Below are 26971 nucleotides of genomic sequence, written 5' to 3'. Positions count from 1 at the left end.
ACTTAAATGGATCGTTCCTAGACAGGGTCTCAACAGCAAAGCTTTAGAAAAATGTTGTATGCAAGCAAACAGGCAAATTGCTTTCTCCATTCACCTGTTTGCTGACTCACTTCAGGAATTCCAAATTGAAAATTGTTCAATCCAAAATCCAAAATCTAAAATTCTTTAACGACCTTGGAAAATGTAGATAGCACCTACCCTGCGGAAGTGGGAATTGTTTGCCCAAGCAGCAGTGCTAAAAACCCACTCACCATCAATGGGAGTGCAGAAACCAAAGTAGTTTTCGTAATGCAAATCGGCTGGTTGCAGTTTCTGTTTTTGCTGCCACAGACCTTTTTCTAAATGGAAAACGCAAGCATCTCCAGTATCAATAATTTTGGCAGAATTGGCACGGGTGGAACCAACGATCGCCACATCTTTAGCGATCGCCACTGTCGCACCAAAAAATCCACAATACTTGGGATACTCGGCTTGCAGTTTTTGTTTAATTTGCCAGACTCCTTTCTCCAATTGGTACGTATAAACATTGCCAGCAGCGAGAACATTGCCAACTTTAGTACCGACTGCCCCGACAAAAGCATGTTCTCCTGCGATCGCTACAGAGTACCCAAATAAATCCTTACCATCAACTTGAGCAGATTGCAACTTCTGTTTGAGTTGCCACACACCATTTTCCAAACGGTATATATAAGCACCTCCAACCGGACGTTTAACATTAGCAGAGGCGTAGCGATCGCCACCACCGATAATTGCCCACTCCCCGCTAATAGCCATAGAGTTCCCAAAGCATTGGTTAATACCCAAATCCTTTGGTTGCAACTTCTGTACCTGCTGCCACATTCCATTTTCCAAATGGAAAACATACACTGCTCCAGCCCCTTGAATGCTGTTAGCTCTGGCATTGTAAGCCCCAATAAAAGCCCAATCGCCACTCATAACTACACCTTTGCCAAAGTAATCGCGAGCAGCCAAGTCAATGGGTTGCAGTTTCTGTACCTGCTGCCATACCCTGTTTTCCAAACGAAAAGCATAAGCAGCTCCAGTATCTTGCATTCCCACAGTATCTGCTTTTCTCGCTCCGACAATTGCCCATTCCCCACTAATATCGACATCACACCCAAATTGATCGCCCACACGAGAGTCATGAGGTTGCAACTTTTGCTTGAGATGCCACATCTTGTTCTGCAATTGGAGAATGTAAGCGGCTCCAGCTTCTAGCAAACGCGATCCATTTGCTTTGCGAGCACTGACGATCGCCCACTCGCCACTAATTGCTGCTTCTTCGCCAAAGAAAGCGTTACTGTTTAAGTCAGTGGGTTGTAACTTTTGTACTTGCTGCCATCCCCGTCTGGTAATTAACGGTTCATTCTCAAAGAAGATTTGTCCATCCCAAGCTGCGCCAAAAACTTTTCCATGCAAAGCACGGTGAGAACGATCTAAAACTTTATCTCCAGACCCTTCATTTAAAGGCCAATACCCAATTAACCCTCGCTCATTCCCCACCAGAGAACGGTGCATGTGCTCTTGCAGTTCTGCTGGGGTAAGTGCTTTATCCCAGACTTGAACTTCAGAAATTTGACCGTTGAAATATCGAGATGGCGACTCAACATCCCTCCCTATATACAAACGACCGTTATCATTATTTAATTGTCCTGGTGCTTCCGTGCGAGCTACCTCTTCACCATCGATATACAAACGAATAGTTCTGCCATCAAACGTACCTGCGTAATGGTGCCACTGGGTAATGTCTATGTTCGGTGTAAAACTAGCACATTTCCATACACCAGAACGGATATAAAAATGAAAAGTTTTGCCACCAGCTTCGGGGTGCAAACTAAAAGGATTGCGTTTGGAAACCAAACAACCGTATTGGTTCCACGTTGGGGTATTGCTTCTCGCCCAAGCTGAAACTGTGACTTGATTGCTAAGGTTAGTATGCTCTGGAACTTCTACATAATCATCCTTGCCATCAAATGTCAAAACGGGTTGCAAGTAATCCGATTCGTAGGACTGCGGCCAAATAGCCCCATGAATCATACCCGTGTTGCTATTGGTAGTCTTATCTAAAACTTTATTGCCACGTCCTTCATTCAATGACCAATAACCAATCAAACCTTCCTCATTTCCTAACAAACGACGTTGCATATCCTTGAGCAATTCTTCTTGATTACGAGCCTTTTTCCAAAGGCGTACTTCCGACATCATACCGTCAAAATAATCATCAAACGTGTAGTTGCTCCGAGCGATGTAGTTCAAAGTTCTATTGGCATTGTTGGGTAGGTGAATTGCTCCAGATTGGACTTGTTCACCGTTCCTGTAAAGTTTGCCAGTTCCATCAGCACTGACTGTTGCTGCTAAGTGCATCCACCTACCAGGTTCTAATACATTTGCGGCTGCGATCCTTTGCCCTACGCCATCACGTTTGATTTCTAAAATCAGATCGTTATCTGTTTCCCGATTGGCAAAGATAATGTTATCTTTGTCGATACCATTACCAAAGTCGATGACTCGTGAGGATTTTTTGAAGCTGTTGTAATAAACCCACGCTTCGATTGTGAAACCTTGGGAATAATCAAAGTCCATTCTGGGTAATGAAATGTGGTCATCATGACCGTCAAACTTCAAAGCAGATTTGATGACGTTTGGTTCGTCCCTGATGGCTGCAGGTTTGATAAAGTTTTGTTGTGTCCAAGTGGCGAAGTAAATTTTACCGTTATTGGCGCGATCGCTTTTATCTCTCACTATGTCGCCAATCCCTTCGTTTAAAGACCAATAACCAACCAACCCCAATTCGTTTCCTCTCAGCCGAGTGTAGATATTACCTTTAATTTCAGCGGTAGAACGGGCATAATTCCAAACTGTAAATTCGGCAATTACACCAGCCCAAAAATTATCAACTTTGCCAATCCAGTACCCCGTCTCTTTGTTATGAAAAAATTTTTCTGGCGCAGGTTGAGTTAATAAAAGTTCGCCATCACGGTAGAATCTGTATTCGGTTCCTTGTTTGACCCATGTTATATGAATCCACTTTTCTTTGGCTTCAAAGAAGTTATCTATTAACGCAAAATAACGCTTACCTGTTAGATCGTATGACTCGTACATCAATCCCGATTTATCTGGCGTCATCCATATTCCAGGTTTGCGATACTTATCTCCTTGATGACCGATTAAGGCGTGCCAAGCTCCATCGTTCAGTAAGCTTGGCTTGACCCAAAAAGACATTGTAAATTCTGTATCGTTCTCAAAAGGATCTTTAATTTGTATGTGATTATCAAACCTTTGGAAATATAAACTATATGGCAAATGTAAGGCTCGATTGTTAACAATTTTTTCCTGCCATTTAGCACCTTTAATCTTACCATAATTCTGCTGGCTCGCTTTATTACTGGCTAAATCACCGCAGCCATCTTGTAAAGGCCAATAAGCGACTAAATTAGGTTCGTTCCCATGTAAGGCTTTGCCAATATTTGCTTGAATTTCGGCTGCCGTTTTGGCTTGATTCCAAATAGCAAGTTCAGCTAGAGTACCGTGATAATGAGCGGAAGCAGCACGAGCTAATCTTCCTATATTCGCAACTCTCGTTTTGGGCAGAGGTTTTCTTTTTTCCTTACCACTATGCCAGAGTAATCCATTACGGTAAATTTCCATATCTCCCACTGTGGCATTTTTCACAAATGCCCAATGCATCCATTCACCTTGATATTCATAAAGTTGGGCTGCTTTTTCGATGCGATCGTAATTTTCATTGGGTTGGGTGACATCGCAGCCACAATCAAAATAAACCATCCCATCGACATTGGGAACTTGGATACTTAAAACTCTTTGACGATCTTCTGCGATCGCTTCAATGACAGTAGCATTTTTTGGCAAGCGACTCCCACCTTGAGCCCAAAAGGTTACAGTAATTTGATTGCCTGAAGGAAGGCTCTCTGGAAATAGTTCTATATAATCGTCTACACCATCAAACTCTAGAGCATATTCTATAAAGTTTGCCTTTTGCTCAAAGGCTTTTATGGAGTATTCCTCTTGCCAAATGGCTCCGATAATTGTACCAACATTGCTGCAACTGGTGCGGTCGCTAACTGTCTGACCAATACCTTCATTAAAAGGCCAATAACTTACCAATCCTGGTTCGTTTCCTACTAAATGTTCATATCTACTCGCTTTAATTTCCTCTTGCGTTCGAGGAGAACTCCAGATAGAAACTTCCGCAATTTCACCCCACCAGAAATTATCAACTCGACCTATCCAATAACTGGTGTACTTGTTAGTGTAAAAGAATTCAGGTGCGGGGTATGTAGCAAACAGTTCGCCGTTACGATAAAACCTGTATTCTGTTGCTTGTTTGACCCAAGTAATATGTATCCACTCATTTTCCACTTCAAAAAAGTTATTTAATGTTTCCCCATAACGCTTACCATTTAAGTCGTAAGAATCGTAAGACAATCCTGAATTACTGGGACACAACCACAACCCAGGTTTGCGATATAGATCGCCTTGCTTACCTATCAAACCATGCCAACCATCATTGAGTACGCTGGGCTTAACCCACAAGGAAATCGTAAATTCTTTGTTGTTAACAAACGGGTCTTTAATTTCTATATAATCGCTCTGTCCGTGAAAAGAGAGAACAGGCTGGGGATAACTTAAAGGGCTGGCAATAGGAAAAAAGATTTGCTGATGCCAAGTTGCACCTTTAATTTGTCCATCCTGGCTGGCTGTACAGCCGCTTCCTTCGTTCAAAGGCCAATAACCAACAAGCCCTGTTTCATTGCCTTCAAGACGGCGGTGCATATCTCTTTGCAGTTCTTCTGGCAAACGTGCATGTTTCCACAAACGCACTTCTGACAGCCGTCCGTTAAAATATCCATCTTCGGAAGCGTGACTATTGCCAATGAAATTTTGAGTTCGGTTGACGCTTTCTGGGAGTTGGATTTTTCCCGATTGAATTTCTTGACTGTTCTTATAAATTTTGACATTTCCTGCAGCATCAACTGTGGCTGCTAGATGCAGCCATTTACCTGTTTCTAAAGCTTTTTCGGCAAGAATTTGTTGGTTGTTAATTTGCAAACATAAAGTATCGGTAGCTCCTTGATTGGCAAAGATAATGGTATTGTTAAGAGCGCCATTGCTGAAATCAACGATCGATGCACCTGATGTGAAGCTGTTGTAATATATCCAAGCTTCTACTGTTAAACCCTGGGAGTAGTTAATATTGAGTTCGGGTAAGATGATGCGATCGCTTTGTCCGTCAAACTTAAGGACGTAGGGTAGGTAGTTAATTTGGGTGTTTGGCATATGGCTGTTTGATGAGTGAACGAGTGATTGAAGGAACCGCAGAGGCGCAGAGGACGCAGAGAGTTTTTGCGCTTTTGTGTCTTTGGGTGTGATGTGAAAATACAGGTAGCTTACCGAGATGCGAAGACATAAACAGCACCCGCTCGTTTCGCGGTTGGAGTGTTTGCCCAAGCAGCAGTTGTAAAAATCCATTCCCTATCTGTTGGGCTAGAAAATCCAAAGTAGCTTTCGTAGTGTAAGTCTGTGGGTTGGAGTTTTTCTTTGAGTTGCCATACTCCTTTTTCTAGTTTGAAAATATGAGCGTCACCTGTGGCTTTGAGTTTGGAGGAATCTGCGCGGGTTGAGCCAATAACGGCTATGTCATTGGCGATCGCAACTGTTGCCCCAAAGAAAGCACAGTATTTGGGTTGGGATGGTTGCAGTGTTTGTTGTGGTTGCCAAACTCCTTCTATTAATTTGTAGATATAAACGCTTCCAGTCCCCGATACATTGGCGACAGGAGTGTTGACGGCTCCTACCAAGGCATATTCTCCTGAAATGGCGACGGAATAGCCAAATAGGTCATTAATTCCTAATTGGGGTGATTGCAGTTTCTGTTTTTGCCGCCATACGCCGTCTTCTAGATGGTAAACATAGGCTCCTCCGGGGCGTTTTACACTAGCGGAACTGTAGCGATCGCCGCCGCCGACGATCGCCCATTCTGCTGTCATGGCAATGACATTGCCAAAGCATTGATTAAAACCTAAATCTTGTGGTTGCAGTTTTTGTGTTTGCTGCCATACTCCGTTTTCTAGGTGGAACACATAAGCTGCGCCAGCATCTTGAATGTTGGCTAATTTGGCACGAGCTGCGCCGACGATCGCCCAGTTTCTACTGATGGCAATTCCCTTACCAAAGGAACTGTTAACATTCAGATCTTGTGGTTGCAGTTTCTGCTTTTGTTGCCAGATGCCATTTTCTAATTGGTAAATATACGCAGCCCCAGCGTCCTTTATAATTCCAGCATCCGCTTTGCGTGCGCCGACAATCGCCCATTGCGAATCGATCGCGACAGCACTACCAAATCGATCGCCCATACGGATATCATGAGGCTGGAGTCGCTGTTTTTGCAGCCACATCTTGTTCTGTAGTTGGAAAATGTACGCGATCCCAGCATCTTCAATATCGGCTCTGTTGGCTTTGCGTGCGCCTGCGATCGCCCATTCTCCACAAAATGCTGTTTCTTCGCCAAAGTATGATTCGCTCTTTAAATCTGCAGGTTGAAGTTTTTGTAATTGCTGCCACTCATTTTGAGGAATGACTGGTTTTGGCTCGAGCACAACAACTTTTGGAGATAATTCAGACAGCTTCTGTGTCAGTTCAGTATCTTTATGTTCTAACTCAGAGTTTTTTTGCTTGATTTCTGATAGTTGTGTCTCTTGTTCGGTATTCTTTTTTTCTAACTCAGCAATTTTTTTATCTTGGTCAAGATTTTTCTGCTTAAGCTCCGATAATTGTTGGTCTTGTTCGGCGTTCTTTTGTTCTGATTCAGCAATTTTCTTATCTTGGTCAAGATTTTTTTGCTTGACTTCCGATAGTTGTTTATCTCGTTCAGCGTTCTTTTGTTCTGATTCAGCAACTTTCTTATCGAGTTCAGCATTTTTCTGCTTAAGTTCAGATAGTTGTTTTTCTTGTTCGATATTCTTTTGTTCTAATTCACCGACTTTATAAGCAAGGTCGATATTATTCTGTTCGAGGGCAGATGGTTTAGGCGGAGTTAGTATTTCATTAACAAAGAATAATTGCCAATCCCAAATAGCTCCCGTAATTTTACCATTATTATTACGGCTTGTGACATCTTTGGCAGTGTCACCAGAACCTTCATTTAAAGCCCAATAACCTACTAATCCTGGTTCTTTCCCTGTTAAACGCTCGCCCAGACTATTTTTAATATCGGCATCCAATCGAGCACAGTTCCAAATACTCAGTTCAGTCATTTCACCAACCCAGAAATTATCGGCAAGCCCAAACCAATAACCTGTTTCTTTATTCGTATAAAATATTTCTGGTGCTGGTTTAGTAGCAAATAATTGTCCATTACGGTAAAACTTATACTCTGTTCCCCGTTTTACCCAGGTAATATGTACCCATTGAGCTTTTTCTGTAAAAAAGTTATCTAAGAGTTCTCGGTAACGTTTTCCTGTGGTGTCGTAGGAGTCATAAACCAAGGCTGAATTCTTGGAACATAACCACAAACTGGGTTTGCAGAATTTATTTTCATCTTTCCCAAGCAAACCATAACATTTGCCATCATCGATCGCTTTTGGCTTCACCCATAAGGACAGGGTAAATTCCTTGTTATTGTCAAATGGATCTTGAATTTCTACAAAATCCGCTTGAAAATTGAGAACCGATTTTACTGATAAAGATTCATCAGCTAATTCTTTTGTTTTTGCTTCCCAAGTTGCACCTGTAATTTGACCGTGATTGCCATAACTAGTTTTGTCAGAAACCTTATTGCCCTTACTTTCATTGAGAGGCCAATAACTAACTAAGCCTGATTCGTTACCAACAAGAGAACCCTGCATATTCTTTTGCAGTTCTTCTAGAGTACAAACTTTATCCCAAAGTTGAACTTCCGCAATTTTTCCGGAGAAAAAGTATTTTTGAATTCCTTCAGTTGCACCAGCACCTATTCGTAAGGGGCGTTTTGAATTGATTCCATAATTAGCTACTGTTTCCCCTACTAATTCTCCATTAATATACAGTTTTGCTCTGCTACCATCATAAGTTGCTGCTACTGATGTCCAAGTATTTAAAACTACGTCCGAACCATTGACAATAATCCAACTGCTTTGAGTACTCGATCCTACCCAAAATTGCCATCTGTTATTATCACCTGCATAGAGAATATATCCCTTGGCTGGAGAATCATCTCGTGAAGTAATAACAGAACGCCAAGTTCCTTGCCCTTTTTCTACTTTTACCCAACACAATAAGGTAAACTGACTGGGATTGAGGTTGGCTGCATAAGGTACTTCGACAAAATCATCGACTCCATCAAATGAAAGTAAACTAGACCAAGAAGGTGTCGCGTTAACGGCTTTAATGATGGTGGCTTCCTTTTGCCAAGCTGCTCCATAAATGGTTGCTTGATTGGCAATATTCATTTTGTCATTGGCGATATTACCTTTTCCTTCATTCAAGGGCCAATATGCTATTAATCCTAATTCATTTCCAGTTAAACGGCGGGACATATCGGCTTTAATGTCTTCAGCAGTACGGGGTTTTTTCCAAATTCGCACTTCTGTCAATTGACCTGAGAAAAATGACTCTTTACCCTCTACAACACCAATATATAAAGTTCCCGTGCCTTTATAGTCGTCTTTAGCCGTTCTCTCAAGAAGTTTTTCGCTATCTCGATAAATGATTTGCTTTTTAGTTGTGGCGTCATAAACACAAGCCCAGTGATGCCATTCAGTATCTGTGACATTTATTTCTGTATTTAAATCATCACCATAAAAAGCTAAGGTAAAGACATCGTTGCTACGATAGCCTATGTGCAAATCTTGATTTTGCTTTTTGTTACCCTGGTTAATAATGACTGACCAGGCTTTTGTTGAGTTGCGTTTTGCCCAAAATTCTATGGTAAAACTGGTGTTGGCTAAATTGATGCGATCGCCACAATTAATGCAAGTACTCTGTCCGTTAAAAGTAAGAACAAATTGAGTCGTTGTTGGTTGATTTGTCTGAGGATTAATCAGTGTTAATTTTGCTTCTTCCCAGGTAGCATCAACTATAGTTCCATCTTTACTAATGACTTTATTAGCTAGCTTATCGCCAGTTCCCTCATCTAAAGGCCAATAACCCACTAAGCCTGATTCTTTTCCTGACAGTTTTTGATATAAACTGGCTTGAATTTCATCTGGAGTGCGAGGGCAATTCCAAACTGATAATGCAGCAATTTTACCCCACCAGAAATTGCTCTCTCGTCCTATCCAATAGGTCGTATTTCTATTAGTATAAATTTTATTAGGAGCAGGTTTAGTAGCAAACAACTTCCCATCACGATAAAACTTATACTCCGTTCCTTGTTTTACCCAGGTAATATGTACCCATTGATTTTTAACGACAAAAAAGTTATCTAATTGTTCGCGATAACGCTGACCGGTGGAGTCGTAAGAGTCATAAGCTAGTCCCGATTTATCTGCGGTTAACCATAACGCTGGTTTGTTATACTGATTTTCAGGCGCATAGTTGCCAATTATGCTGTAGTTACTGCCATCATTGAGGATGGAAGGTTTCACCCACAAGGACAGGGTAAATTCTCCATCGTCTGCAAAGGGGTCTTTAATTTCTATATACTGACTGAGACCGCGAAAAGAAAGAATAGATTGTAGGTGATGGGCGCGATCGCCTGTGGGAAAATAGATTTCTTGATGCCAGACACCACCGATAATTTTGCCATTATGACTAACAAGATCGCCAGTTCCTTCATTTAAAGGCCAATATCCTACTAATCCAGCTTCTTTACCTTCTAAACGACGGTTTAAGTCTTGTTGCAATTCTTCCACCGAACGCGTGCGGTTCCAGAGGCGTACTTCTGCCATCCTTCCATCAAAATAACCATCATGTGTCCAGTTACTCCGCCCGATGTAATTAAGGCTTCGGTTTAGGTTTTCTGGAAGATGAATTTTTCCAGATTGAATTTCTACACCGTTTTTGTAGAGTTTACCATGACCAGAGCTATCAACTGTTGCTGCTAAGTGCATCCACTTTCCAGTTTCAAGGGCGTTGTTAGCTGTAATTTTTTCTATTGCTGTACCTTTTTTGGTTTGTATGGCAAGTGTATTGGTATGACCAACATTTGCAAATACGATATTGTGTTTGTCTACACCATTACCAAAGTCTACGATCCGCGACCAAAACTTAAAGCTGTTGTAATAAACCCATGCTTCTATCGTGAAACCTGACGAATAATCTATATTCATTTTGGACAAAACAATATGGTCGTCTTGTCCGTTAAATTTAAGAACGTAGGGCAAGGAATTTATCTGTTGATTTTGCATGCGATCGTTAACTCCTACTTGCAGAGAATGACTGCAAAACACTGGAAATACTTTAGATAGCTAAATTAACTAGCGATCGCTAATTTATTTAGCTATTACATTATGAATGAGCAATTTAGACGAACCGGAAAATATAGAGAGAGTTAATGCTGCGAGATGAGGATAAAAACTCTGTAACTTTTCAGCACACAAGCTTACCCTAATGCCTCTCAATAGAGAACTTTGCATTAATCCAAATTATGAATTAATTAAAAAAAATATTATTGCAATTCATAAAGCAAATTTAAAAACTGTAAACAGTCTATTGTAATTACTTACGAATCCCTAAGTTGGAAAGCGAATTTAATCTCAATAGATTTGCTTGCAATCAATATACACTAATAAACTCGAAAAAATTTTAAAATAAACTTAATAATTGAGACAATACCAAAAATTCAAGGGATTTAATAATTTTTTATCTAACTGTTAAGAAAAAATATCGATTTGCAATAAAAATTAATTTGAAGAAATTTATGAAAATAGTGACAATTGCTACGAGTTAAGCTATAAATTTCTAGTGTGTTCTGTTATGTAAATACTTTTTGGATAGAGGAAACTACTTTGTATATCAAAAAAGAGCTAATTAAATCGTGACATCAACACCAATACCATCTAGTTCTAAAGCTAACTCCAGTCGAACAATTAACACCTCTACCCAAGGTTCGACTTTGGCAGATATTCTGGAACGGATTTTAGATAAGGGAATTGTAATAGCAGGTGATATTTCTGTTTCTATCGCCTCTACCGAGTTGTTGCATATCCGAATTCGGCTGTTAATTTCTTCGGTAGATAAAGCAAAAGAAATGGGAATAAATTGGTGGGAAGGCGATCCCCATCTCAGTGGGAAAACCCAGACTTTGATTGAGGAAAACCGCCAACTTCAAGATAGGCTGCGAAGCTTAGAAGCAGAAATGCGATCGCTCAAGGCTTTAGCTATGAGTCAGGTAGATTTTGGGACAAGCTTACCAAGCCAAAGACAAGGGGAAGGAGAAGATTTTTAGAGAAAATTTTTGGTAGCTGATTTAAGAAAATTTTTTATAGGAAAAATTTTTGAGATGACGTTAGTTGGCAAATCGTCGGAAAGTTCGACAGAAGAAATTCCTAATGTTCACAAACTAAACAGTAAAGCAGGTTTAGCTTCTCTATTGTTAACTGTGCTGGAACTTATTCGCCAGCTAATGGAAGCACAAGTGATTCGGCGGATGGATGAACAACTTCTGAGTGATTCACAGTTAGACCAAGCAGCAGAAAGTTTACAAAAACTAGAAGAACAAGTATTGCACTTGTGCAAAATTTTTGAAATAGAACCAGAGGATTTAAATGTAGATTTGGGAGAACTAGGTACTCTTTTACCTGCACCGGGAACTTATTACCCAGGAGAACCCAGCCAAAAACCGTCCATCTTAGAATTACTAGATCGGCTTTTAAACATTGGTATAGTATTGCACGGTGAAGTGGATTTAGGTTTGGCTAATTTAAATTTAATTCATGCAAAATTACGGTTAGTATTGACTTCAAAACCAATCTAAATTTGAGTTTGTAAATTTTTAAAAATAACTGGGAAACATTTATGACTTCAGGGCTTTATCTTTACGGAATTTTCCCCCAAGCAATTTCCGATAATGTCATTCTCGAAGGAATAGATAAACAAATAGTTCAGAACTATTCTATAGAGGGATTTAACTTTTTATATTCAGAAGCAAAACAAGCAAAGTATCTTGCTTCCCGACGCAATTTACTATGCCATGAAAAAGTTTTAGAAGAAGCGATGAATCTGGGATTTCGTACCCATTTACCACTACGCTTTGGATTAGTTGTGAAAACATGGGACACTGTTAACGAACAGTTGCTAGTTCCCTATAAAGAAGAATTAGAGGCGTTATTTCAAAAATTAGATGGACACCGGGAAGTGAGCGTCAAAGTTCTGTGGAACAGCCAGGAGGAAATCCAAGCATTGCTAGAGTCAAATCCGGAGTTGCGAGAAAAGCGCGATGCAATGGAAGGTAAAACTCTGAAAATGGAAGAAGTCATCGAAATTGGTCAGATGATTGAGAAGGGTTTAGAAGCTCGTAAAGAAGCGATTATCCAAGCTTTTCAAGATGAATTAAATGGTTTAGCAGAAGAAATCGTGGAAAATGATACGATGACAGAAGAAATGATTTATAATGCAGCTTATTTAATTCCTTGGGATAGTGAAGCTTTGTTTAGTGAAAAGGTAGAAGCTATTGACAAACAATTGAGCGATCGCTTGCGAATTCGCTATAACAACTTTACTGCACCTTATACATTTGCCCAACTTTCTTAAGTGTAACCAAAGTTATGTTTTTGAAAATCTTATTATTTCCTGTCATGGGTCCCCTTGAAGGCATAACCTGGATAGGAGAACAACTTCTAGAACGTGCTAGTGCTGAATTGGATGAAAAAGAAAATTTACACAAACGTTTGTTAGCTTTGCAACTAGCATTTGATATTGGAGAAATATCTGAAGAAGAGTTTGAAATTCAAGAAGAGGAGCTTTTGCTGCAAATTCAAGCCATGGAAGAAGAAGCAGCAGAAGCTGAACTTTAATTAAATATCTAAGTAGAAAGTTTCAAAATTATTCGACTCGTAAACCTTATGACCCCTTTGGGAACCCTTTTCATTAGTTGTATTGCGAGTCGGAATAACGCGTGTCGTTTGAGACTGGCTCGAAGGTGATTGACGCAAATTTTGAATGGATTGCTCAGTTTCCTCTATTTGAGTATCTAAATCGCTGAGGTGCTGTTTCAATTGTTCCATACGTTCAGCCATAAATTTCAGTTCTTGCTGAAGACGCTGCCGATCTGATACCATTTTGTAAAGCTTTAATTGCTCAGATGTTTCAGATTTGAAGCGAGGCATTGTACTGATTTTAGGTCTATTTAGTCCGCGATTGCGAAGGTTTTTCATAATAAATTTTTAGATGATTGACTGTATTATACATGGTGACTGAAAACCTTTACGTTTATGCTTTTTTAAAAACACCAGTTACTGACCTAAAATTACCCGCAGGCATCAGTAATAGTGTACTTTTAATTAGCACATCTGGCATTTCTGCGCTAGTGGAACCTGCTATTTCCATAGAATTATTACAAAGTAATGACGAAATATTAATTAAAGCAGTCTTGTCACACGATCGCGTTATTTGTGAAGTCTTTCGTCAAACGACAGTTTTACCTCTCCGGTTTGGTACTTCTTTTACTTCACAAGATAACTTATTAACGTATCTAGAATCTCGCGCAGAGGAATATCTAGAAAAGTTACACGTAATGAATGGGAAAAGTGAATATATTTTAAAGTTTATCCCTCGGACTTTAGATGAAACAACTACACCAACAGCATCAGGGGGGAGACAGTATTTTTTAGCTAAAAAACAACGCTATCAAACACAGCAAGACTTTTCTGCTATTCAAACAACAGAGTGGGAAAATATAGTTGAGACAATCAGTCAAATTTACGAATCTAAGATTGTTCAACAGGAGGACAAAGAACCCCGAATTTATCTTTTAGTAAGGAGTCAAGATGAAGATCTACTAGCAGAACAATATTTAACTTGGCAAGAGGCTTGTCCGCGTTGGGAGTTACATTTAGGAGAACCGCTACCTCCTTATCATTTTATTTAATTGTTAAATTTTGTGTCTGGATATTTTTTGTCTCATGCAAAGGCACAAAGGCGCAAAATTATAATAAAAATATACACATGACCTCAAATTACCAATTCACGGATAAGATTAATCAATATGACTCACTTCACTTAGCCATGTTTAGCGGCAAAGGTGGAGTTGGAAAAACTACACTCGCCTGTGCTTTTGCTCGACGCTGGGCTACATTATTTTCTAACGAGAGTATATTACTAATTTCTACAGACCCAGCCCATTCTTTAGGCGATGTATTGCAAATAAAAGTAGTAGAACAAGCTACACTTTTACCCGATTTACCAAATTTAAGTGTTCGAGCATTGGATGCAAAGCAATTACTATTAGAATTTAAGGCAAAATACGGAAATTATTTAGAACTGTTAGTTGAAAGAGGAAGCTTTGTCGAAGGGGAAGATTTAACACCTGTTTGGGATTTAAATTGGCCTGGTATAGATGAAGTTATGGGATTATTGGAAATCCAACGGTTGCTAGCAGAAAAAACTGTCGATCGCATTGTAGTAGACATGGCTCCTTCGGGGCATACTTTAAATTTATTAGGAATTAAAGATTTTTTAGATGTCGTCTTAAATTCTTTAGAATTATTTCAAGAAAAACATCGCGCGATCGCGAAAACTTTTACGGGACGTTATATACCTGATGAAGTTGATGATTTCTTAGCAAAAATGAAATCTGAATTAGCGGAAGGCAAAAAGTTATTGCAGGATGTCAATTTTACTGCTTGCTTGGTAGTGGCGATCGCAGAACCAATGAGTCTTTTAGAAACAGAGAGATTTTTAGATAACTTGCAGGAACTAGATATATCTTGCAGTGGGTTGTTTATTAATAAAATCTTAAGAGATGCCAAGACGGATTTAGACCGCTATAGCGAGCAACAAAATTTATTAGCAAAATTCCTTAATCTATCAGAAAAACAGTCTGTATATACCGTACCGCAACTCTTCACTGAACCCCTTGGGGGTACAGCACTAGATAATCTCATTAGCCAAGTTCAAAAAATTGATACTGTTGCCCTTATCCCCCCACCAGTTATACAATTTCCTGTCAAAATACTTCCTAGTTTTACTGACTTTATTATCGAAGGCAGACAACTCATTCTTATTGGTGGTAAAGGTGGAGTTGGAAAAACTACGGTAGCAGCAGCCATTGGATGGGAATTAGCCAATCGCTATCCCGATAAAAATATTTGTCTCATTTCTATCGACCCCGCTCATTCCTTAGGAGATGCTTTCGGTCAGAAATTAGGACACGAACCTACCCAATTAACCTCTAATTTAAGCGGTCAAGAAATCGATGCCAAAATTATATTAGAACAGTTCCGCAATGACTACCTTTGGGAATTAGCTGCAATGATGAGTGGTGAAGGAAGCGAACCAGGAGCAATCAAAATTGTTTATACTCCCGAAGCTTGGCGACAACTTGTAGCGCAGGCTTTACCTGGGATTGATGAAATGCTATCCCTCGTTACTATCATGGAGTTATTAGACCGCAAACAGCAAGATTTAATTATTTTAGACACAGCCCCTACAGGTCATCTACTCCGCTTTTTAGAAATGCCCTCTGCACTAGCAGATTGGTTGGCATGGATATTTAAATTATGGATGAAATATCAAAGTGTTTTAGGTCGAGTTGATTTTATGGGACGACTGCGAAAATTACGCCAACAAGTTGTGCAAGCCCAGAAAAAATTACAAGATCCAAATCATACAGAATTTATTGGTGTCATTCAAGCAGAAGCAGCAATTATCGCCGAACAAACACGTCTAACAGATTCTTTAGCCAAAATGGGTGTCCCTCAACGTTATATCGTCCACAATCGCTATCACTCTGGTTTCGAAATAGATAAAAGTTTATTTATCAAACAAAATATTATTCGCTTACCTACTTTACCGCGATCTGTAGAACCTTTAGATAGAATTAAAACAGCAGCAAGTCTTTTATTTTGAAACCATTAGAGTCAATACGGCAAAGGTTGAGAATATTAGTAGGCTGGGTTGAGGAACGAAACCCAACTACACCTTTTTCTTTGTCCAGCAAAACCTACCAGTATTGCTATTAGAATAAAACCGCTCTATTTGTAGAGAAACATATTAAGATGAGTTATGTTATGCCTTGCAATAAGTTATGAGCAATTTTTTCAAAGGCTTTGAAGATTTATTAGAACTAGCAAAAACCATAGAAGAAAAAATTCAAAACGGAGAAATCAAAGCTGACGTGCAAGTTAGCACTCGTTCGTTAAGCAATATTCCGCGTGCTGGTAGTATTCCGCGTACCGATATAGGAACCAGTCGAATTCGCACCCAACCACCCGCTTCTGCTCCTGTACCAGACCCGGTAACACCCACGGAAAACACTACAAATCACTCCCTCAAAGATGTAGGCGGACTTGAACAAGTCCTCCAAGAACTGAAAGAATTAATCGCCCTCCCTCTAAAACGTCCGGAAATTTTAGCCAAACTCGGACTAGAACCTACACGCGGTGTTCTTTTAGTCGGTCCTCCCGGTACGGGTAAAACACTCACCGCCCGCGCTCTTGCAGAAGAACTGGGTGTCAACTACATCGCCATAGTAGGACCGGAAGTGATTGGCAAATACTACGGTGAAGCAGAACAAAGATTGCGATCGCTATTTGAAAAAGCTGCTAAAAATGCTCCTTGTATAGTTTTTATAGATGAAATTGACAGCCTCGCCCCAGACCGCAGCAAAGTAGAAGGAGAAGTAGAAAAACGCTTAGTCGCCCAACTTCTCAGTCTGATGGATGGTTTTGCCCAAACGAAAGGGGTTATTGTGCTAGCTGCAACAAACCGTCCCGAACATCTCGACCCAGCTTTACGCCGCCCCGGAAGATTCGATCGCGAAGTCCAATTTCGAGTACCAGACCGTCAGGGACGCCTGGAAATATTACAAATATTAACTCGTTCGATGCCCCTAGATGAGACAGTAAACTTAGAAGCGATCGCAGATCTGAGTGTCGGATTTGTAGGTGCGGATTTAAAAGCCTTATGTCAAAAATCTGCTTACAATGCTTTGCGCCGTTATGTCCCCTCTATAGACGAGCAAATTCCCGATTCCATGACGGTGAATCAATTAGATTTCCTAGCAGCCATTAAAGAAATTAAACCAGCTGTTTTACGTGCGGTGGAAGTCGAATCTCCCAATATTTCCTGGGAAGAAATTGGCGGGTTGGAGAACATCAAACAAACCTTGAGGGAATCGGTAGAAGGCGCACTGTTACATCCAGAATTATATTTAAAAACCAAAGCGAAAGCACCCAAAGGTATTTTACTTTGGGGACCACCCGGAACCGGCAAAACTTTGTTAGCAAAAGCCGTTGCTTCTCAAGCTAGAGCAAATTTTATCTGCGTCAACGGTCCGGAATTACTCAATAAGTGGGTAGGTGCAAGCGAACAAGCAGTGCGAGAATTATTTACCAAAGCAAGACTTGCAGCACCGTGCGTTATCTTTATTGACGAAATCGACACCTTGACCCCAATTAGGGGAAGTTATACAGGCGATTCGGGAGTGAGCGATCGCGTTGTGGGACAATTGCTGACAGAATTAGATGGTTTGCAGACAGGTGCTACCATCCTGTTAATTGCTGCTACCAATCGTCCCGATGCGATCGACCCCGCGTTAGTTAGGTCTGGGCGTTTGGATTTGCAGTTAAAAGTAGACTTACCAAATCAAGAAAGCCGTTTGGCGATTTTGCAAGTCCACAACCAAGACCGTCCTTTACAGAATGTAGACTTAACTTACTGGGCAGAAATTACAGAAGGTTGGAATGGTGCTGACTTATCATTACTAGGCGATAGAGCGGCGGTAGAATCTATTCGCCGCTATCGTTCTCAAGGAATGACCGATCCCAATACTATCCGCATTACACCAGAGGACTTTGATTGTGCTTATCAAATTTTAACGGAACAACGTTCCTAGGCAGCTTATGTAAACATAAAGACCTTGTAGGTTGGATTGAACTCAGTGAAACCCAACATTCGAGCGGATATAGATTGGCGCTCTAACGGACATTGGGAAAACGGTGGTTTCAATCTGCTATTAATTTTATTATCTCCGGTCTCTCCCAACGTGAACCGGACGTGCGCCTTTGAGTGCAACCCAGGTGTCTGCTGTTATCTGTGCAAAAAGGGACACCTGTAAAACTTCGTCAAGAAAATTATTGGAACTCTTAATTTACCAAAGTTTCATTACCAAACTGTAAAAAGTCACTTAACATAGTTTAATTATTTACCGAGCCAATTGAGAGTAAAATCTAACATCAGGCGATCTGCCATGGCATCGCTATTGAAACAATGGCAGTGCTGACAGGGAGGAGCAGATGCTGTCAATAGAAAAACTGAGGATTGCAGCTGCAGGTGTATCAATCACTTATCCTCTTCAGAGCGTCATCCCTCCTGCTAAAAGAACAAAACAGCAGGCAATGCCCTCTCAAGAAACTATGCAGCAAACACCTCCGATTGATTCTTTTCCCAACGCTCCCACATTTGATGGAGTAGATGACAAGTTAGATATGCCTTACGCTCCCGAACTTAACCCTCCCAGTTTTACTATAGAAATGTGGGTTATGGTTCAGGGAGGTTCAGGTTATCAGTCTATTATGACCTCGGTCGGTGGCTCTCCTTTGGCAGGACGCAAAGGGTATCTTTTTTGCATCACACCTGCGCGGCAATGGCAATTTTGGTTGGGCAATGGCGAACCAAAAGCTTTCTGGCAAGTACTAAACGGTACACAAGCAAAAATAGGTACTTGGACACATCTCGCAGGAACCTACGATCGCAACTCGCAAACAATGGCTTTCTTTGTCAACGGGCGAGAAGTGGCGCGAGAAATGGGCGTGCAATACCAACCCAACGATCGCAATCCTACCCGTGTCGGTGCAGGTGCCACAGAACAGTGGGGAGCAAGCCCCTGTTTCTTCCGTGGCAAAATTGCTGAAGTTCATGTCTGGGATCGCGTCCTAACTTCTAGAGAGATTCAGGCACTTGCAGCCCAACAGTCAATAGAAGTTCAAGCAGAACCCATTCAGGAAAATACTTCTGAGGTCATACCTGAGGGACAAGGCGGACAATGGGGGCAATGGGGGCAAGGCGGACAGGGGGAACAATGGGGACAATGGGGGCAATGGGGGCAAGGCGGACAATGGGGACAAGGTGTGGATTTATTTCAAGAAACGACAGGTAATTTCTCCGGTCAACAGGGACAAAACACAAATCCTTCGCCTCAATCACAACTCAGTTTTGAGCAACCTCTAACTCAACTGCCAGTTCGGGAAAACCCTCTGACATCCAAGCAACCTGACCCAATCAGTACTGCTATGTCCGATCCCCAAACTGTTCTCTGGCAGATTGGCTCCCCAGGTCAAGCTGGAATACCAGCCCCTACAGGTCCATGGACTATTGAATATAACTATATAGTAGGTACAGATCCCGACCCCCTTAACTGTCCTACAATACCCTCTTGCATAGTTCCACCCAATGCCAACCAAATCCCCAATTCAACCAGTCAACTCAATATTCACTTTTCTTTACTAGAAAGTTATACTGACGGACAGTTAGTCTTATGTTACGATCGCTACGGTTCTGGAGAAGACAATATCTTTTTAGACGGACAACTCATTGCTAGGATGCCCGGAGCAGACCAGGGCAAACTCAAGCAAAGCCAAATCCCTCTAACAAGTATTTGCCAAGGATCGCATACGATTTCAATTACAACATCAAACGGTACAAATGCCGCACACTTAATCGATTATCTGCAACTCCAAATCCATAAACCAACGCTTTCCAATCTTACATCCCAATATGGGGGATTGACTGGTGCTTCGTCACAATCCGAAAGCAACCTATCAGATTCCCAACAATCATCGTCACAATCTGCACAAAGTGGATTCATCAGCCCGGTAACAAGTGTTGCAGGTCAGGTTACAGACGAAGGTGACAATGAGGGATTCGTTGGACAAGCCGCCGGACTGGTAGGCGGAGTAGCTGGTCAAGACCCCAGTGTTGGGGAATTAGTCGGTGGTTTAACTCATCAAAATTTAGGAGGCGGAGTGTTAGGAGAATTACTCAATCAAGTCGGCGGAGTGGCTGGAGGTTTACCAGTAGTTGGCGGAGTGGCTGGAGGTTTAACAGGTCAAGGTGGTGGCAAAGATGGATTAGCCGGAGGATTACTCAATCAAGTTGGTGGGCTAGCTTCCGGTCTACCCGTAGCTGGCGGAGTAGTCAATAGTTTGACAGGTCAAGGTGGTGGCAAAGACGGATTAGCCGGAGGATTACTCAATCAAGTCGGTGGACTAGCTTCCGGTCTACCTGTAGTTGGTGGAATAGCTTCCGGTCTACCTGGAGTTGGTGGACTAGTCGGTGGTGCTGCACAAGGAGGACACGCAGGTGGTGCATCTACGGAAGTTGTAGTGCAACAATTAGCTGGATTAGTACAGCAACTGACTGTCTTAGTTACCCAACTTACTCAACTCATCAGTCAACTAAGTATAGCCAATCAAGGTCATGTCGGGGCAGGAGGTGCAGGACAGATACCAGGAATGGGGCAACAACTTCCTGGAGGTGTATCCTTACCCGGTCTGACACCAGCCCAAGTCAGCCAACTATCAGCCATGACAGGTCTTTCACCAGCCCAACTTGCCCAACTATCTGCACTAACAAATCTCCCACCAGCACAACTATTACAACTGCCTGCAATGACAGGTCTCTCACCAGCACAAGTGTTAGCACAACTACAAAGCCGAGCATCGGGAGGTCGCTAACTACTTATTTACTACAATTGTGGTCTATGTACCTGAAAATGGCTGTTTACAGCTAACTTGGGGAGGCAGTGCGGTCTTGTCTGCCGTGAAACTGCTCCTCCCAGCATCACCGGTCACTGGTCACTGTAAAAGCTATGCGGATTCCTAGAACACCCAGGCATAAATCTCTGTCGCCAATTTCCCCTCCCACCCCTCACCCAGAACCTGCCGTCAAGGCATCATTGCAAGCCGTTGGCGGTTTAAGGGAAGTGCTGGCAGAACTGCACGATTTGGTTGCTCTACCACTGAAGCGTCCAGACTTGTTAGCCAAACTGGGATTAGAACCAACGCGGGGTGTGTTGTTAGTCGGACCGCCAGGAACAGGTAAAACCTTGACTGTGCGTGCCATAGCCGAAGAACTTGGTGTCAACTACATTGCCATTGCTGGTCCTGAGATTATTGGCAAATATTATGGCGAAGCAGAATTACGACTGCGGCAGATTTTCCAAAAAGCCACCCTGTCTGCTCCTTGCCTCATTTTTATCGACGAAATTGATAGCCTAGCACCGGAACGAGCCAAAGTCGAGGGGGAGGTAGAAAAGCGCGTTGTTGCCCAACTTCTCAGTCTGATGGATGGCTTTGCTCAACTCAATGGTGTAGTCATTTTGGCAGCAACCAACTGTCCCGATCGCGTCGATCCCGCACTGCGTCGTCCCGGTAGATTTGACCGTGAAGTTTATTTCCGCGTTCCGGATCGCAAGGGTCGCTGGGAAATTCTTCAGATTCACACGAGTACAATGCCTTTAGATGGGTCTGTAGATTTAGGAGTCATCGCCGATTTAGCAATTGGCTTTGTGGGTGCAGACTTGCGATCGCTTTGTCAAAAGTCAGCCTACAACGCCTTGCACCGCTTCAATCCCCCTCTAGACTCTCCCGTACCAGAGAATCTCAGTATCAGTCAGCAAGATTTTCTTCAAGCTTTAAAAGAAGTTAAACCTTCTATTCTCCGTCCGCTAACAATTGAAACCCCCAATATCACTTGGGAGCAAATTGGTGGTTTGGAGAGTATCAAGGCTATCTTGCAGGAATCTGTTGAAGGAGCTTTGCTTTATCCCGAACTCTATCGTCAGTTAAGAGCAATACCTCCCCGTGGAATTTTACTTTGGGGACCGCCCGGAACTGGTAAGACTCTTTTAGCTAAAGCAGTAGCATCTCAAGCTAGAGCCAATTTTATTGCCGTTAACGGACCGGAATTACACAGCAAGTGGGTGGGAGCATCCGAGCAAGCAGTACGAGAGTTGTTTACCAGAGCCAGACAGGTATCACCATGTATCATTTTTCTTGATGAAATTGATGTGATTGCTCCCGTCAGAGGGGGTAACGAAGGAGACTTTGGAGTGAGCGATCGCGTCGTCGGTCAACTCCTAACCGAAATGGATGGCATCCAAGCTTGTAATAATGTGATAATTATCGCTGCTACAAACAGACCGGACATCATTGACCCAGCCTTATTAAGAGCAGGTCGTCTGGACTTGCAACTGAAGGTAGACTTACCCGATGTCACCAGTCGGTTTGAAATCTTGCAAGTTCACAATCGCGATCGACCAATAGCCGCCGATCTTAACTTAGCAGCTTGGGCTGTACGCACAGAAGGTTGGAACGGTTCTGAACTAGCACTTCTGAGCAATCAAGCCACCATGCAAGCTATTCGTCGCTATCGCCTTCAAGGATTTACTCACATCATCGACCCCCGCATTTTTGCCATTGATTTTGAAATTGCCTATCAATTTTTGCTAGAAAGACGGTTTAGAGCATGAGGACTAAGTAATGTCAACCAATGTTTTCATAATTCATGTATACTTTTAATTATTAATGAACGTAACATTACTACACTTCTGTAAAGCTTTAGATATAAATTTTAGGAAATTAATAGCTCCCTCAGATCTAACCTCTGCGTACTATGCGTCTGTTGTGGTTCAATCAATTAATTTTATCCCTTTATGTATAATAATTTACAAATTTTCCGCTATCAATCTCCAGTAACAGTCTTAGGTCCATACAAAAGAGCAGTCATTTGGGTACAAGGCTGCGAGTTTGCTTGTCCGGGTTGTATAGTTCCTGAATCGTGGGAAAAAGCAAAGGGAGAATCAATTTCTCTAACCGAATTAACAGACTGGATTTTATCACAACCAGATATTGAGGGAATCACTCTCTCTGGTGGGGAACCAATGCTACAAGCAGCCCCTTTAGTCAATTTAATCGCTAGGGTGCATAAATTTAAAAATCTGGGTATAACGTGCTACACGGGATATCGTTTGGAGCATCTCCAGCAGCAGGGAACAGATGCTCAAAAATCATTACTGGCTTGCATCGATTTGCTAGTTGATGGAACTTATATTGAGTCTTTACACGGTGACTTACTCTGGCGAGGGTCTAGCAACCAGAGATTGTTGGCGCTGACAGAACGATATCAGCAGATTTTAATGCAAGAATTAGCACAAGGCGATCGCTCAGCCGGAATAGAATTTGGCATTGATGTCACTGGCTCATTTTATTTTACAGGCGTTCCTGCTCGTAAAGGCTTCCGAGATGAGTTTGCAGCAAAAATGCAAAGCCGAGGAATTACATTCTCCAACTAAAAATTACGACTTAGAAATTACGAATTATTATGAGTGGCAGTCCCAAGTTTTCAGAAGCAGAAATTGCCCAGTGGAAGCAAAAAATTTTAGAAGCGGAACGTCAGCGTCGGGCAGCAATAGAAGCACAAAGACGACAAGAAGCAGAAGAACGGGAACGACTTCGGCAACTAGAAGAATCCCGTTGCCAAACTCAAATTCGCGTACAGAGGTTGCTGTCAGACGTAAATTCGCAGTGGACAAACATTTATGTTCAAGAAGCAGTGGTATTGCAATATCGCTGTCAGAATCAACTTGAAGCGATCGCACGGGCAGATTCAGAAATTCAACTGCTAGCCATTTCAGAAGAACTCATTAAAATCGAACAGGCTATGCATCTTGCACTGCAGCGCAAACGCCGAGATGAAGCAGAAAAACAACGGCAGGTTGATATTGAGCGACAACAGTTTGAATTAGAAGAACTAGAACGGCGAGTCGCTCAAACTCCAGAAGCCCAAGCCCTAAAATTTGATGCAGCAGGTCGGCAGCAATTACAGCAAGTCTTTCAAAATGTACGACAAGCAATTTCTGCAGGAGATCCAGCTAAAGTACGCCGACCTCTAGCAGAAGCAACAGCACTTGTTCAAAAACACCTGCGTCAAATTGTTCAAGGTCAGACAGATTCCCGCCACTTACAAACACAAACTAACCGACAGCTCGCAGAACTTAAAATCACGGTTACGGGTTTGAAAGCTGACCCAGTTGTCATGCAGTGGCAAGCAGGAGCAGTAGCAGAAATAGAAACCCAAATCAATGCAATCCAACAAGCCATTTCTCACGGTCAAACCAAACAAGTGATTTCCCAATTAACGGAACTTAGCCAGCGTTCGCAAACAATTGTCGAAACTGCCAGTACAGCACAACTACAAGCAGAGAAGCGAGATTATATTGCCGATAGTATTTCTCAAACCTTACAAGAAATGGGTTTCAGCATTACCTTTCATCAACCCGAGCATCCAAACCACCCCGCCACATCTATCATTTTAGGAGCTACCACCAATACAGGTAAAGCAATTAGCGTCAGTGTCCCCATTGCCGGACAGGTGTTTTATGACGTAGATGGTTATGTCAAGCACAGCGTTACTGCTGTAGATGGGAATACCTCTGCGGTCTGCGATGAAGCCGAACAAATGCTCACCGAAATGCATGATGTTTTAGAAGACAAATTTGGTGTCAGGATGGGTGAAGTATTATGGCAAGGGAAAAACCCCAATCGCAACCTTCGTAAAGCTGAAAAATTGCCAAGTGAAAAGCGATCGCGCAGTCGGAGTATTTAGGCGATTTCCGAAAAAGATTTTACCTCTGTAGTGGCGCAATCCCTTGCGCCACTACAATAGGTTACCCACTCCCTGGCAATTAAACTCCTGTGACATCTCCTACACTTCTGCTTCGCAGTAAGTGTAGGCTTCCAAGACAATCCGGCTACTGCTTAGGAGGCTCTTGGCTTTAAGAAATTCATCCCACACTGCCCTATGCCTAACGGCACGCTTCCGCGAACGGGTCAGATGTGGGGCTTCTTTTTGTTTAAGCTAAGTAAATTGGCTGGATGAAAGAAGCATCCCACACATGAAGGCGAAGCGGAGGTGTGGGAGTGTCAAAAAGCCTTACTTTCGATACTTCTGGCTGATTTTCGCCATTTCTTTGCAGTTTGCTTAACTTCTTCTATTTCCTCAAAATCTATTTTGACAACAGCATTTTCTAATTCCACACCCAAAGCTGTGGCAACTTCTAAAATCTCTATAAAACTAGCGCATTGATAATCTGTATCCTCGTATTCCTTAACCCTTTCTTCGTCAATTCCTAAAATTTCCGCTAATTGGGAAGTATTCATTTTTGCAGCTATTCGAGCTTTGATTAAAACATTCGGTAACTTATTTAAACTTTCAACTTTTACCGTTATTGACTTGTCCGGATCGCAATTAATAAGCCTTTCATATTCAGCAACTTCTTCCTTTAATTCGTCAACTTGGCTCTGATAAGAATCTCTATGTAATTTCCAACGTTTGGGGTCTGCTTTCAACTCTTCATTACTCTCAAATTCTACCACAGACTGCTCAAATTTCCGCAACCATTCTTTCGCATTTTGATATTGTTGCTCGTTTTTTATCATCATGGTTTCCACCTGACCAAATCAATAGCAATAATTCCCTTGGGTGTATTCGTTCTTGTATCAAATTGAAAAAAATCTATGTATACTGTACCAGTTTCATTCGCTGGGTAACTTGCAGGAAAAATCTCCCCCTTATACCGACTTTTTTGTTCGGCACGTCGCAGCGCAAAATTGTATAAAGTGGGAGCAATCGATTCCAGATAATTTATATCAACTCCATCGTCTTCCCAACAAGCATCAAAATCACCTGGTGTGGGTTTGCTAGTGACGAAACTACCATCTATATAAATGATTCTACAACCTGCTTCTTGTAATTGAGTCATTGCCAGTTCTAAACCCCTTATCATCCGCTGTCGAGTCAAGTTGGTCGCAAATTTTTCTTGAAACTCCTCCCATTCGCAAAAATGCACACCAGGGGGTAAATTCCCATTTTCATCAAATTTTGGAATCAATTTCTCTCACCGTAACACAAATGAATTATTCTGGAAAAGGAGCTTACCATAAACATAGCTGTAATTTCGTTTAACTTTTCATCTACCTTCACTTGTCCCAAAACCTGGTGTCCTATCAAGTGAGAAGCGATCGCGCAGTCGGAGTATTTAGTAAGGGGAAGGAGTAGCACAATAAAATAAAAAAAATTTGCTGTCTTTCTGGCACAAGCCTCGCGCCCTCTGCTTTTCTTCTGGTAAAACTCTTCTCCCTCCAACTTTTTGAGACTTCGCCATGACTCAAACCCAAACACAAGCACAAACCGAACCAAAAATATACACTTTTGATGAGTTTATCGAATGGTATCCTGAAAACTCAGTATTACGTTACGAATTGCATGATGGTGTAATTGTCGAGATGCCTAAGCCTAAAGGGAAGCATTCAAAATTAACGGGTTCGCTTGTTGGAAAGTTATTGACAACCATTAGTGAGATTGGGAAAACTGATATTTGGTTTATCCCTAGAGAATCTATTATTAAACCTCAGCGCGATAAGTCTGGGTACGAACCGGACATCATTATTTTGAATCAAGAAACTATCGATACTGAGACACGTTGGGAAACTGAATCAATTATTCAAAACGCGACTTCAGTCAAACTAATAGTTGAAGTAGTTAGTAGCAATTGGCAAGATGACTACTACGATAAACTTCGTGACTATGAAGGTATGGGGATTCCAGAATACTGGATTGTGGACTATGCTGCATTAGGCGGACGTAAATTTATCGGCAATCCCAAAGTCCCTACTATTTTTGTGTGCGAATTAATTGACGGGGAATATGAAATGACACCATTTAAAGGAACAGACCGGATCGTATCGCCTGCGTTTCCGCAGTTAAACTTAACCGCTCAACAGATTTTTGACTCAGTATTGTAGAGATTGAGCCG

17 protein-coding genes are annotated in these 26971 nt (G+C 41.7%); 12 read left to right on the top strand and 5 right to left on the bottom strand.

Annotated elements, in window-relative coordinates; translation table 11 throughout:
• Window positions 1–165 precede the first annotated feature (165 nt).
• Both HC643_RS31160 and HC643_RS31155 read right to left on the bottom strand, forming a co-directional pair.
• On the bottom strand, window positions 166–5298 hold the full coding sequence (locus HC643_RS31160) for a LamG-like jellyroll fold domain-containing protein (protein WP_038082241.1): 5133 nt from the start codon (window positions 5296–5298) through the stop codon (window positions 166–168).
• 110 nt (window positions 5299–5408) lie between these two features.
• A complete protein-coding gene (locus HC643_RS31155) occupies window positions 5409–10388 on the bottom strand; it encodes a LamG-like jellyroll fold domain-containing protein (protein ID WP_167844784.1) in 4980 nt (1659 codons plus the stop codon).
• Between the two features lie 587 nt (window positions 10389–10975).
• On the opposite strand from HC643_RS31155, the gene gvpJ reads away from it, so the two are divergent.
• Genes gvpJ through HC643_RS31135 form a run of 4 tightly spaced genes read left to right on the top strand, consistent with a single transcriptional unit; the run spans window position 10976 to window position 12953 of the window.
• On the top strand, window positions 10976–11386 hold the full coding sequence (gene gvpJ / locus HC643_RS31150; protein WP_038082238.1) for a gas vesicle protein GvpJ: 411 nt from the start codon (window positions 10976–10978) through the stop codon (window positions 11384–11386).
• A 54-nt stretch (window positions 11387–11440) separates the two neighbouring features.
• Entirely contained in the window at window positions 11441–11914 is a 474-nt protein-coding gene (locus HC643_RS31145) for a gas vesicle protein K (RefSeq protein ID WP_038082236.1), read from the top strand.
• 41 nt (window positions 11915–11955) lie between these two features.
• On the top strand, window positions 11956–12690 hold the full coding sequence (gene gvpF, locus HC643_RS31140; protein ID WP_038082234.1) for a gas vesicle protein GvpF: 735 nt from the start codon (window positions 11956–11958) through the stop codon (window positions 12688–12690).
• Between the two features lie 14 nt (window positions 12691–12704).
• A complete protein-coding gene (locus HC643_RS31135; protein WP_038082233.1) occupies window positions 12705–12953 on the top strand; it encodes a gas vesicle protein GvpG in 249 nt (82 codons plus the stop codon).
• Here the strand turns inward: HC643_RS31135 and HC643_RS31130 are convergent, their stop codons facing one another.
• Window positions 12954–13313, bottom strand: a complete 360-nt coding sequence (locus HC643_RS31130) for a hypothetical protein (RefSeq protein WP_050046654.1) — start codon at window positions 13311–13313, stop codon at window positions 12954–12956.
• Window positions 13314–13330: 17 nt separating this feature from the next.
• Here HC643_RS31130 and HC643_RS31125 point away from each other — a divergent pair, with 17 nt between their 5' ends.
• The 7 genes from HC643_RS31125 (at window position 13331) to HC643_RS31095 (ending at window position 24762) form a co-directional block, all read left to right on the top strand.
• On the top strand, window positions 13331–14026 hold the full coding sequence (locus HC643_RS31125; protein WP_237265970.1) for a GvpL/GvpF family gas vesicle protein: 696 nt from the start codon (window positions 13331–13333) through the stop codon (window positions 14024–14026).
• 77 nt (window positions 14027–14103) lie between these two features.
• Entirely contained in the window at window positions 14104–16005 is a 1902-nt protein-coding gene (locus HC643_RS31120; RefSeq protein ID WP_237265969.1) for an ArsA family ATPase, read from the top strand.
• A gap of 178 nt (window positions 16006–16183) precedes the next feature.
• Window positions 16184–17992 (top strand): AAA family ATPase, encoded by a 1809-nt coding sequence (locus tag HC643_RS31115; protein ID WP_038082229.1) that lies wholly within the window; start codon window positions 16184–16186, stop codon window positions 17990–17992.
• Window positions 17993–18392: 400 nt separating this feature from the next.
• Entirely contained in the window at window positions 18393–20831 is a 2439-nt protein-coding gene (locus HC643_RS31110) for a LamG domain-containing protein (protein WP_050046655.1), read from the top strand.
• A gap of 134 nt (window positions 20832–20965) precedes the next feature.
• Window positions 20966–22627 (top strand): AAA family ATPase, encoded by a 1662-nt coding sequence (locus HC643_RS31105; RefSeq protein WP_050046656.1) that lies wholly within the window; start codon window positions 20966–20968, stop codon window positions 22625–22627.
• 183 nt (window positions 22628–22810) lie between these two features.
• Complete coding sequence (locus tag HC643_RS31100; RefSeq protein WP_038082226.1) at window positions 22811–23449, top strand: 4Fe-4S single cluster domain-containing protein; 639 nt, start codon at window positions 22811–22813, stop codon at window positions 23447–23449.
• A gap of 29 nt (window positions 23450–23478) precedes the next feature.
• Window positions 23479–24762, top strand: coding sequence for a hypothetical protein (locus HC643_RS31095; RefSeq protein ID WP_038082225.1), 1284 nt, complete (start codon window positions 23479–23481; stop codon window positions 24760–24762).
• Window positions 24763–25079: 317 nt separating this feature from the next.
• Here HC643_RS31095 and HC643_RS31090 read toward each other — a convergent pair whose 3' ends face one another.
• On the bottom strand, window positions 25080–25598 hold the full coding sequence (locus tag HC643_RS31090) for a DNA-binding protein (RefSeq protein ID WP_336604391.1): 519 nt from the start codon (window positions 25596–25598) through the stop codon (window positions 25080–25082).
• A complete protein-coding gene (locus tag HC643_RS31085; protein ID WP_038082222.1) occupies window positions 25595–26047 on the bottom strand; it encodes a DUF6932 family protein in 453 nt (150 codons plus the stop codon). The genes HC643_RS31090 and HC643_RS31085 overlap by 4 nt, the downstream gene beginning before the upstream one ends.
• Before the next feature lie 271 nt (window positions 26048–26318).
• Here HC643_RS31085 and HC643_RS31080 point away from each other — a divergent pair, with 271 nt between their 5' ends.
• A complete protein-coding gene (locus tag HC643_RS31080) occupies window positions 26319–26960 on the top strand; it encodes a Uma2 family endonuclease (RefSeq protein WP_038082217.1) in 642 nt (213 codons plus the stop codon).
• The last annotated feature ends 11 nt before the right edge of the window (window positions 26961–26971 follow it).

It is taken from the genome of Tolypothrix bouteillei VB521301, from assembly GCF_000760695.4.
Lineage (GTDB): Bacteria > Cyanobacteriota > Cyanobacteriia > Cyanobacteriales > Nostocaceae > Scytonema > Scytonema bouteillei_A.
Note: the sequence above shows the minus strand (reverse complement) of the source record. Positions and strands in the feature narration are given on the sequence as shown.

Coding starts and splice junctions, on each gene's coding strand:
- HC643_RS31160 (WP_038082241.1), bottom strand. CDS start 5,298: ATGCCAAACACCCAAATTAACTACCTACCCTACGTCCTTAAGTTTGAC.
- HC643_RS31145 (WP_038082236.1), top strand. CDS start 11,441: ATGACGTTAGTTGGCAAATCGTCGGAAAGTTCGACAGAAGAAATTCCT.
- gvpF (WP_038082234.1), top strand. CDS start 11,956: ATGACTTCAGGGCTTTATCTTTACGGAATTTTCCCCCAAGCAATTTCC.
- HC643_RS31135 (WP_038082233.1), top strand. CDS start 12,705: ATGTTTTTGAAAATCTTATTATTTCCTGTCATGGGTCCCCTTGAAGGC.
- HC643_RS31130 (WP_050046654.1), bottom strand. CDS start 13,313: ATGAAAAACCTTCGCAATCGCGGACTAAATAGACCTAAAATCAGTACA.
- HC643_RS31120 (WP_237265969.1), top strand. CDS start 14,104: ATGACCTCAAATTACCAATTCACGGATAAGATTAATCAATATGACTCA.
- HC643_RS31115 (WP_038082229.1), top strand. CDS start 16,184: ATGAGCAATTTTTTCAAAGGCTTTGAAGATTTATTAGAACTAGCAAAA.
- HC643_RS31110 (WP_050046655.1), top strand. CDS start 18,393: ATGCTGTCAATAGAAAAACTGAGGATTGCAGCTGCAGGTGTATCAATC.
- HC643_RS31105 (WP_050046656.1), top strand. CDS start 20,966: ATGCGGATTCCTAGAACACCCAGGCATAAATCTCTGTCGCCAATTTCC.
- HC643_RS31100 (WP_038082226.1), top strand. CDS start 22,811: ATGTATAATAATTTACAAATTTTCCGCTATCAATCTCCAGTAACAGTC.
- HC643_RS31095 (WP_038082225.1), top strand. CDS start 23,479: ATGAGTGGCAGTCCCAAGTTTTCAGAAGCAGAAATTGCCCAGTGGAAG.
- HC643_RS31090 (WP_336604391.1), bottom strand. CDS start 25,598: ATGATGATAAAAAACGAGCAACAATATCAAAATGCGAAAGAATGGTTG.
- HC643_RS31080 (WP_038082217.1), top strand. CDS start 26,319: ATGACTCAAACCCAAACACAAGCACAAACCGAACCAAAAATATACACT.